Origin of the sequence: Saccharospirillum impatiens DSM 12546 (assembly GCF_000423605.1) — a bacterium.
GTDB lineage: Bacteria > Pseudomonadota > Gammaproteobacteria > Pseudomonadales > Natronospirillaceae > Saccharospirillum > Saccharospirillum impatiens.
On sequence record NZ_AUIH01000080.1, the window covers coordinates 1 to 8447 of the forward strand.

Sequence of the window (8447 nt, forward strand, 5' to 3'; positions counted from 1 at the left end):
GGTGAACCTTAACGGCCGTGCTATCGAGCGAAACATGGTCAACTTGAATATTGATGACATCCGCAGCCTGTAGCACTTCCATAACATGATCTAAAACACCCGCTTTTGCCCAGCGGTTTGCACGGGTATAAATTGTATGCCAGTTTCCATAGTGTTCAGGCAGTCCGCGCCATTTGCAGCCATGCTCAGCGACATACAGTATCGCGTTTAACACTTGTATATTAGGTATCGTCACGTTGCCACGCTGTTTTGGTAGCAGCTGACTGATGATTTTGAATTGATCGGTTGTAATTTCCATGCTGAAATTCTATCAAAAATAGTGTTAACAGGCCCTAGTACCTCAGGAACCATCACGCAACCGCCCCGCCGGCGGCAACCCAGGTGAGTGCGGCAACCATCGTTAATGCGACCCAGCCGGGGTGACGGCCACGAGTACCAATAAGCACAAGCAAGGCACTGGCGCTATAGGCCAGCACTGCCGCGCCCAGCACCAACGTAACCATAGCCGCTCCCGGATCCAGAGCACGCTGCCCCAGCACGACCGCAAAAGCCCAACCGAATACACTGGCTATGTGCCAGGTTGCCCAAAGAATACCAACACTTCGTTGTTTCAATTGGCCCGTATTTGAAGTGATAACCAAAGTACCGCGCCTCATGGGTCGAAAGATCAACAATTCTCCCAGCACGGAATGAACAATACCCGTTATTACGGCTAAACAAGCGGCGATAGCGAGTGTGGTCTGCATGAGCTTCCATATCCTTCAGATAATCTACAGCAGCGAATGTAAAACCAGAATTCAAAGGTGGTAAGACCCTCTGGTCAGGTGTCGGGCCTGATGATTCAATACGCTACCAGATACCGCACTGAAGGGCTCACAATCGTCATTACGTTCAGGTGAACGCTCCTGTAAACGCCATTGGGTCCATCAGTTAGCATAACCCCCACACTCGACGGGTTAGTTGTATACTGACAATCCATGCCGATAAACTGGCACCGACCGTATAACCGCTTGGATGCATCTTCGGCGTGAAAACCGACAATAGTGGATTACCCCTGGTAAGGCGGCCTGATACAGTCCAGCATCTGTCACTTTCCATACCCACAGAGGGGGCCTTACAATGCAAAGTTTAACGGCACTGGAACTGACCTCATGGCTCGACGATACAAGCCGGGAGCGTCCTGTTCTGCTCGACGTACGTGAACCCTGGGAATTCGAGACCTGCCATATCGACGGGTCGCTGGCGATGCCCATGAATACCGTCCCTGACAGGCTCTCCGAACTCGACGCGGAGCAGTCAATCGTCTGCATCTGCCACCATGGCGTGCGCAGCAGGCAAGTCGCCATGTATCTGGAACAGCAAGGATTCACCCGATTAATCAACCTGACCGGTGGCGTTGATGCCTGGGCCAAACAGGTAGACAGCACCATGCCGACTTACTGATTGTGCTGCGTGCAAACCCATTGACTCTGTTGTTGCGTATCGACTAACCAACCTGCGCCAGGCTAATTCAAGATAAAAGGAGCGTTGCCATGACGGCTAATGACTCGAACCATCACCAACAGGCTGTACCAGGCTTTGCGCCCGACCTGGCCGCTCAAACCGATAACCGGCCGCAAGCCACCCTCATTAAAACGCTCGACGAGCTCGCGGCGCTGGCAAACTACTCACTGATGGATACGCTCAACCGCGACCCGGAGGCAACAGCCAACGGGGCCGATCATGCGCCGCGGCAAGTGTTCTCGGGCCACTACGTACCTGTGAGCCCCACGCCCATTGCAAACCCCGTATACGTTGCACACAGCAAGACGTTATTCCGGGAGCTCGGGTTCGACGACAGCCTCGCCCAATCGCCCGACTTCATGGCCATGTTCTCCGGCGATCTGACCCACGTGCCAGAGCCCATGCGCAAAGTAGGCTGGGCGTGTGGCTATGCGCTGTCGATCTATGGCACCGAATACTACCAGCAATGCCCCTTCCAGACCGGCAACGGGTACGGCGATGGTCGTGCGGTTTCCGTGCTGGAGGCCGTGGTTAACGGAAAGCGCTGGGAAATGCAGCTCAAAGGGGGCGGACGAACGCCCTATTGCCGGGGCGCTGATGGCCGCGCTGTGTTGCGCTCGAGCGTTCGGGAGTTCCTGGTTCAGGAGCACATGCATGCCCTGGGGGTGCCAACCTCACGCTCGTTGAGCTTGTACGCATCGAAAACCGAGCAGGTTAGACGGCCCTGGTATTCGGAAGGTTCACGCTCGGAAAACCCGGACATAATGGTACTCGACCCCGTCGCCATCTCGACGCGTGTCGCACCGTCGTTCATTCGGGTGGGCCAGCTCGAACTGTTCAGCCGTCGGGCTCGCAAGAACGAACACCCGAAAGCGATGGACGAACTCGAACAACTCGTCCTGCATCTCATCGACCGCGAATACGCCGACGAGATCGACTCAAGCCTGGGCACTGCCGAAAAAGTCGTACAGCTGGCACGCTTGTTCCGCGCCCGGCTCACCGCACTCGTCGCCAACTGGATACGGGTTGGCTACTGCCAGGGCAACTTCAACAGCGACAACTGCGCCGCCGGGGGATTCACACTCGACTATGGCCCCTTCGGTTTTTGCGATGCGTTTGATCCTGCCTACCAGCCCTGGACGGGCGGCGGCCATCACTTCTCGTTCCTAAACCAACCGGCCGCCGCAGAACGAAACTTCTATTCGTTTTGTTCAGCTTTGCAGCCACTGCTGGTGTCGGATCAGGAAAGCCTGAAACAACTCATCGAGATTCACCGTGAATTTCCAGTGGTTATGCAGACCGAGATGGAGCAGATGTGGGCGGCCAAACTTGGGCTGATGACATTCAACCAGCCATTGTTCAGCGAGCTTGTATCGCTCATGACGCAAACACCGGTTGATTACACCCTCTTTTTCCGTGAACTGTCGTCGCTGCCAGACAACATAGCACCCCTCAAAAAAAGCTTCTACAACGATGGGGATGGCGCAGAGCAATCCATTCAATCGATGTATGCGACGGACCCCGATGGAATGGACAAGCGCTGGTCTGAATGGCTAACCCAGTGGCATGCACTCATCGACAACGACACCAGTGATGCGTCACCCTCTAGCCGCGAAGATATTGGCAGGAAAATGCAGCTCACGAATCCGAAATACAGTTTGCGAGAATGGTTTGTGGTGCCTGCCTATCAACAAGCGATGCTGGGTAACTACTCACTGATTCACGAGTTGCAGGAGGTGATGACACAACCATACGCCGAGCAGTCGAACGACGTTGAAGACAAGTACTACCGACTGAAACCAGCTCAGTTTTTTGAGGCTGGTGGGTGGTCCCATTACAGTTGTTCTTCATGACTCTAGCGAACTGTTCAGACTAAATCGTGTGGGATTTTCAGGGTGATTGTAATACTGGATAAATCGATGACAACTCCGACTTCCAAAATGAAGACGCCTTCATGGCTAAGTTCAAGCAAGAGAGGAAACCTCTACTCATTAACCATCACACTCATAAATAAACTTCTGACAGCCACCCGATGCGGCCGCATGCGCACTGGCGTGGCTGGTTTTCCAGGCACCCGATCACCGTTTCAGGCTAACCCATACTAACCCGTTTGGGTGGTATTCTGGCCTCCGTTTTCTGCTATCGTGCCAACTCGAAGGAACTGTTTGACCAACATGGCTCACTCAAGACATACGAGTCTAAAATATTTCAATTCAATAGATTGAAGATCGTCCGCCAAGGCAGGCCGTGGATGCTCGCTTCTATTACAAATAAGGAAATGGCCCATGCAATTCATTCAAGCCACACACTCCATTACCCGAGCGGCTGCCCTGGCTCTACTCAGCATCATATTCATCACCGGTTGTGTTGAGGATGGTGAAACCGGGGCAACTGGTCAAGCCGGAGCAGCCGGAGCAGCCGGATATTCTCTGTTGCTTGAATCTTCAAAAGTAGTATCTGACTCTTGCTGGGGCCTGACTGAACAACGCGTTTACGGCCACGACACGACAGGAGATGGTACAATCGACGATGTTGTATTGGAAGAGACTCTTTGTTCACGCGAACGGCCAGACCAGCAGCTATACAGCCGAAATGTTCTTTATTTTCAAGACAGTGGCAACACCGACTTTCTCGATACGCTGCAGCAACTTGCAACACAAGGTGTTTTCTCCTTGTTTTCTACGAGTAATCTGGCCGAATTTGAAACACTACTTGAGAATGAGCGGATTGATGTTGTTTTCTTTATGCAGCAAGGAAATCCTATTGTTGAGGACACAGCAAACTTACTAGCCGACTGGGTTTCTAATAAGCGTCGCTTGATCTACACAACGTATGAAGATATAGATTCGATTGTACCCACCGCCATGGAGGCTGAATTCACTGGCGAAACCAACCTGGGTGAAGCGAACATAAATAGCGCATATCTCGGCTGGCAACTCGATAACCCTGCTCAGATGTCAAATCCGGCCGGATACCTTACCTACTCCCGAGGGTTAAATGCTATTGAGGAGGGTATAACTGTTTGCACCTGGGGAAATGACGAATCCTGTGCCGTGACGGGCAACGACGGGCGTACGTTAATGGTTGGTTTTCTCTTCAATTCGCTTACAGCACAAAATCAACGACAGTTCGCGCTCAATGCGTTGGCTTATGTTCTGGCTTATGAACTGGATGATGTAGAACAGTAATCAGGTTAATTGCGCTTGACGACCGATAGCCGACTCGCAGCCGGTTATCGGTCGAAGTCTCTACGGCAGCTATGAAGGAGGCTTTGGCACCCACCTCTTACCTGCACCTGCCGCTCAAAGGCTCATTTCCCAGTAGGAATGTCGCCTGATGTCATCGTCGTCGCTTCATCATGGCCTGGACCACAGGCAACCAAACCCCTTCGACCGCCACACCCTCAAGTCATGCTATGGTTCTCCAATCACTCTCATTAAACAACGCCAACCTCAACAGGCCCCCATGAAACGAACCATACTCATCCTCGAAGACACCCCCGACATCGCCGAGCTGGTGCGGATGCACCTGGAAGACCTCGATTGCACAGTCCTGGTCGAGCCCCGGGGTGATACGGGCCTGGCACGGTTCCGGGAAGGCGGCATCGATCTGGTGATCCTGGATCTGATGCTGCCGGGCATGGATGGGCTGTCGGTGTGCCGGGAAATCCGCACCATGCCGGGGTATACGCCGGTGTTGATGCTCACCGCGCGCAGTTCGGAGCTGGACCGGGTGCTGGGGCTGGAAATGGGCGCGGATGATTACCTGACCAAGCCGTTTAGCGTGGCCGAGCTGACCGCCCGAGTGAAAGCCCTGTTCCGGCGCGTCGATGCATTGTCGCAACCGGCCAGAGCACCGAACCAGGACATCGTGGTTCGCGATCAGCTTCGGCTCGACCCGTCCAAGCGCCTGGTCTGGGTCGCCGATACCGAGGTGGACCTGACCGCGCGTGAATTTGATTTATTGCTGCATTTTGCCAGTCACCCGGGCCAGGTGTTCAGCCGCCTGCAATTGCTCGATGCGGTGTGGGGGTACAACCACGAAGGTTACGAACACACGGTGAATACGCACATCAACCGGTTGCGTGGCAAGATCGAACCGGACCTCAACCACCCGCACTACATCGAAACCGTTTGGGGTGTGGGCTACCGTTTCAAAGACATCGCGGCTCAATCATGACCTTACGCAGCCTCTACGCCCGCCTCTCTCTTGGCCTCTTTGTTTTGCTGGTTGCCGTGGGGCTGGTTTACGCCACCATCAGTCTGTTTGCGCTGCGCAGTTATCAGGCGTCGCTCAACCAGGAGTTGAACCGCAATCTGGCTATGAACCTGGTGGCCGATCAAAACCTGGTTGATAACGGCGAACTGAATTTCGATGAACTGGATAACCTGTTCTCGCTGTACATGTCGATCAACCCCAGCATCGAAATCTACCTGATCGATACCGAAGGCAGCATTCTGTCGTACTCGGCAGACCCGGATAAAATCAAGCGCAACAGCGTCTCCATGGCGCCGATTCGCCGGTTGCTGTCAAACGCGGATGCCTACCCACTGCTGGGCGACGACCCGCGCAGTCACGACCGGCAAAAGGTGTTCTCGGTAACGCCGGTACCCTCGGCCAGCAACGTGGAAGGTTACCTCTACGTTGTGCTGCGCGGCGAGGAATACGACGCTGCCGAAGTGATGGCGCGGGAGAGCCAGTTTTTCATCACCAGCGCCTGGGCGGTAGCGGCCAGTCTGGGCATCGGTTTATTGGCGGGGCTGGCGGTGTTTCATCTGCTCACGCGCCGGCTTACGCGCCTGGCGGACCGGGTCGATCATTTCCAGAATCAGTTGGCTGCCGACACACCCCGGCTGTCGAACCCGGCGGGTGATGAGATCGACACACTCACCTCGACGTTCGAGCGCATGTCGACGCGCATCACGCTGCAACTGGAACAGTTGCAGGAAAAAGACGCCTCGCGGCGCCAGTTGGTGGCTCAGGTATCTCACGACTTACGCACACCGCTGGCGTCGCTTCAGGGGTATGTTGAAAGCTTGCTGATTAAACGGGACAGCCTGAGCGACGAAGAGCAGACGCGGTTTCTCACTATCGCCCTGAACGAATCCCGCCGGCTCGGCCGACTGGTCGATGAACTGTTTGAGCTGGCGGCGCTCGAAGCGCAGGAGAAACAGCCCGTACCTGAGCCTTTCTCGCTACCGGAGCTGATTCACGATGTGGTGCAGAAGCACCTGCCTGCGGCCAGTAACCGACACCTTGCACTCTCGGTCGAAGGTGACATGACGTTACCCCAGGCCTACGCCGACCTCGGCATGACCGAGCGTGTGCTGGATAACCTGATCAGCAACGCTATGGACCATACTCCCGAAAACGGGCGCATTGAGCTGACGCTCGCCCAGGCTGACGACGCAGTGACGGTAACGGTTCACGACACCGGCCCAGGCATCGCCCCGGAAGACCTACCGTTTATTTTCGATGCGTTTCATCGCGGGGCATCCGAGCGCAGCTCAGCCCATGCCGGACTTGGGCTTGCCATTGCCCGGCGCATCATGATGCTGCAACAGGGTAGCATCAGCGCCGCTAACCACTGCGTACACGGGGCTGAGTTCGAGGTCCGGTTGCCGCTGGCGGCTACTGTTACGACCCACTCCCACAACAATAACGGTTCGTGATACTTTTGTTATAAACAACAGACTTTCCTGTGAACCTTTGCCTGCACACTGTCTTTCGTGGAACAAGAACCCCTTTCTCTTGCCCAAGGCTAACGAGGTACACAGTATGAAACAGTCACTGCTCTACTCAGGCTTGCTGATCGCCATTACCTTCGCCGGTGTTCAGGTGGCAGCCAGCAACCATTCCGACCCAGCCAGCCAATACGCGCCGACGGATCCTTCACTGGAAATCGCCACCTTTGCCGGTGGTTGTTTCTGGTGCGTTGAGGCGGGTTTCGAGGCGCTGCCCGGTGTTGCCGAGGCAGTATCCGGTTATACCGGTGGCCCGGAAATGAACCCGACCTACCAGCAAGTGGCGGGTGGTCGCACGGGGCATACCGAAGCGGTTCAGGTCTACTACGACCCGGATGTGATCACCTACGAAGGGCTGCTGCAAGGCTTGTGGCGGATGATGGACCCCACCGATGCCAACGGCCAGTTTGTGGACCGCGGGGCTCAGTATCGCCCGGGTATTTTTTACCACACCCCGGAACAGCAGGCACTGGCGAGCGAAGCGAAACAGGCGCTGATTGCTGAAGACCGTTACGAAGACCCGGTCATCATTGAGATCGAGCCGTTTGACGTGTTCTACGATGCCGAGGAATACCACCAGAACTACCACACTGAAAACCCGATCCGGTATAAGTTTTACACGCACAACTCCGGGCGTTATCAGTTTATCGATGCAGTCTGGGGTGAGGAACGGTACATCGACTACAGTCAATTTCACCCCATGAACATGAACGATATGGATTCCATGGACGCTATGGATTCCGAGGACGGCATGGACTCGATGGATAATATGGACTCAATGGACGACATGAGTATGGACATGAACGAAGGCTTTAACCCCGATTCATTTACCAAACCCAGTGAAGCCATGTATTGTGGACCCCACTGTCAAGACCACTAATGCATTAAATTAAGGTAAAATGCCCTATGGGTTAAATTGTATTCTTACGCGGCTTGCAGCCATTGCACAGCAGTGCCATGTACTTCTGCCGGTGTCCTGTTGTTGAGCGATTGATGCGGCCGCTCATGGTTGTAAAACCGGAAGTAGGCACTCAAGCCGTCCCGTGCTTCCTGCATCGTCTGATATTGCTTTAGATACACTTCCTCGTACTTGACGGAACGCCAGAGCCGCTCGACAAATATATTGTCCAGTGCCCGGCCCTTGCCATCCATGCTGATCTTTATTTCGTTAGCCTTGAGCACGCCGGTAAACGCCTCACT

Annotated in this window: 9 protein-coding genes; 6 read left to right on the top strand and 3 right to left on the bottom strand. The window is 54.7% G+C overall.

All coding sequences use genetic code 11. From position 1 onward, the window contains the following. Together G565_RS0119395 and G565_RS0119400 are read right to left on the bottom strand one after the other, a co-directional pair. Positions 1 to 298, bottom strand: a 298-nt coding sequence (locus tag G565_RS0119395; RefSeq protein ID WP_028672317.1) for an IS5 family transposase, incomplete at its 3' end; no start/stop codon positions are given. Positions 299 to 350: 52 nt separating this feature from the next. Further along, the gene (locus G565_RS0119400; RefSeq protein ID WP_028672318.1) at positions 351 to 746 is read right to left on the bottom strand and encodes a hypothetical protein; all 396 of its coding nucleotides are present in this window, start codon (positions 744 to 746) and stop codon (positions 351 to 353) included. 373 nt (positions 747 to 1119) lie between these two features. Here G565_RS0119400 and G565_RS0119405 point away from each other — a divergent pair, with 373 nt between their 5' ends. From G565_RS0119405 to msrA, 6 genes are all read left to right on the top strand, one after another. After that, complete coding sequence (locus tag G565_RS0119405) at positions 1120 to 1443, top strand: rhodanese-like domain-containing protein (RefSeq protein WP_028672319.1); 324 nt, start codon at positions 1120 to 1122, stop codon at positions 1441 to 1443. An 89-nt stretch (positions 1444 to 1532) separates the two neighbouring features. Next, complete coding sequence (locus G565_RS0119410; protein ID WP_084649475.1) at positions 1533 to 3356, top strand: protein adenylyltransferase SelO; 1824 nt, start codon at positions 1533 to 1535, stop codon at positions 3354 to 3356. A gap of 432 nt (positions 3357 to 3788) precedes the next feature. Further along, a complete protein-coding gene (locus tag G565_RS0119415) occupies positions 3789 to 4691 on the top strand; it encodes a hypothetical protein (protein ID WP_028672321.1) in 903 nt (300 codons plus the stop codon). A 277-nt stretch (positions 4692 to 4968) separates the two neighbouring features. Further along, positions 4969 to 5682 carry a response regulator transcription factor gene (locus G565_RS0119420; protein ID WP_028672322.1) on the top strand — a complete coding sequence of 238 codons (714 nt, stop codon included), beginning with the start codon at positions 4969 to 4971 and terminating at the stop codon, positions 5680 to 5682. Next, a complete protein-coding gene (locus G565_RS25035) occupies positions 5679 to 7175 on the top strand; it encodes a sensor histidine kinase (protein ID WP_037340455.1) in 1497 nt (498 codons plus the stop codon). Before G565_RS0119420 ends, G565_RS25035 begins: the two co-directional genes overlap by 4 nt. Before the next feature lie 106 nt (positions 7176 to 7281). Further along, on the top strand, positions 7282 to 8127 hold the full coding sequence (gene msrA / locus G565_RS25040; protein ID WP_051208294.1) for a peptide-methionine (S)-S-oxide reductase MsrA: 846 nt from the start codon (positions 7282 to 7284) through the stop codon (positions 8125 to 8127). 44 nt (positions 8128 to 8171) lie between these two features. On the opposite strand, the gene G565_RS0119435 is transcribed toward msrA, so the two are convergent. Beyond that, on the bottom strand, positions 8172 to 8447 hold a 276-nt coding region (locus G565_RS0119435; RefSeq protein ID WP_028672019.1), incomplete at its 5' end, for an integrase core domain-containing protein.

What these genes read in the sequence shown, in the direction of transcription:
- G565_RS0119400 (WP_028672318.1), bottom strand. Translation starts at nt 746, where the DNA reads ATGCAGACCACACTCGCTATCGCCGCTTGTTTAGCCGTAATAACGGGT.
- G565_RS0119405 (WP_028672319.1), top strand. Translation starts at nt 1,120, where the DNA reads ATGCAAAGTTTAACGGCACTGGAACTGACCTCATGGCTCGACGATACA.
- G565_RS0119410 (WP_084649475.1), top strand. Translation starts at nt 1,533, where the DNA reads ATGACGGCTAATGACTCGAACCATCACCAACAGGCTGTACCAGGCTTT.
- G565_RS0119415 (WP_028672321.1), top strand. Translation starts at nt 3,789, where the DNA reads ATGCAATTCATTCAAGCCACACACTCCATTACCCGAGCGGCTGCCCTG.
- G565_RS0119420 (WP_028672322.1), top strand. Translation starts at nt 4,969, where the DNA reads ATGAAACGAACCATACTCATCCTCGAAGACACCCCCGACATCGCCGAG.
- G565_RS25035 (WP_037340455.1), top strand. Translation starts at nt 5,679, where the DNA reads ATGACCTTACGCAGCCTCTACGCCCGCCTCTCTCTTGGCCTCTTTGTT.
- msrA (WP_051208294.1), top strand. Translation starts at nt 7,282, where the DNA reads ATGAAACAGTCACTGCTCTACTCAGGCTTGCTGATCGCCATTACCTTC.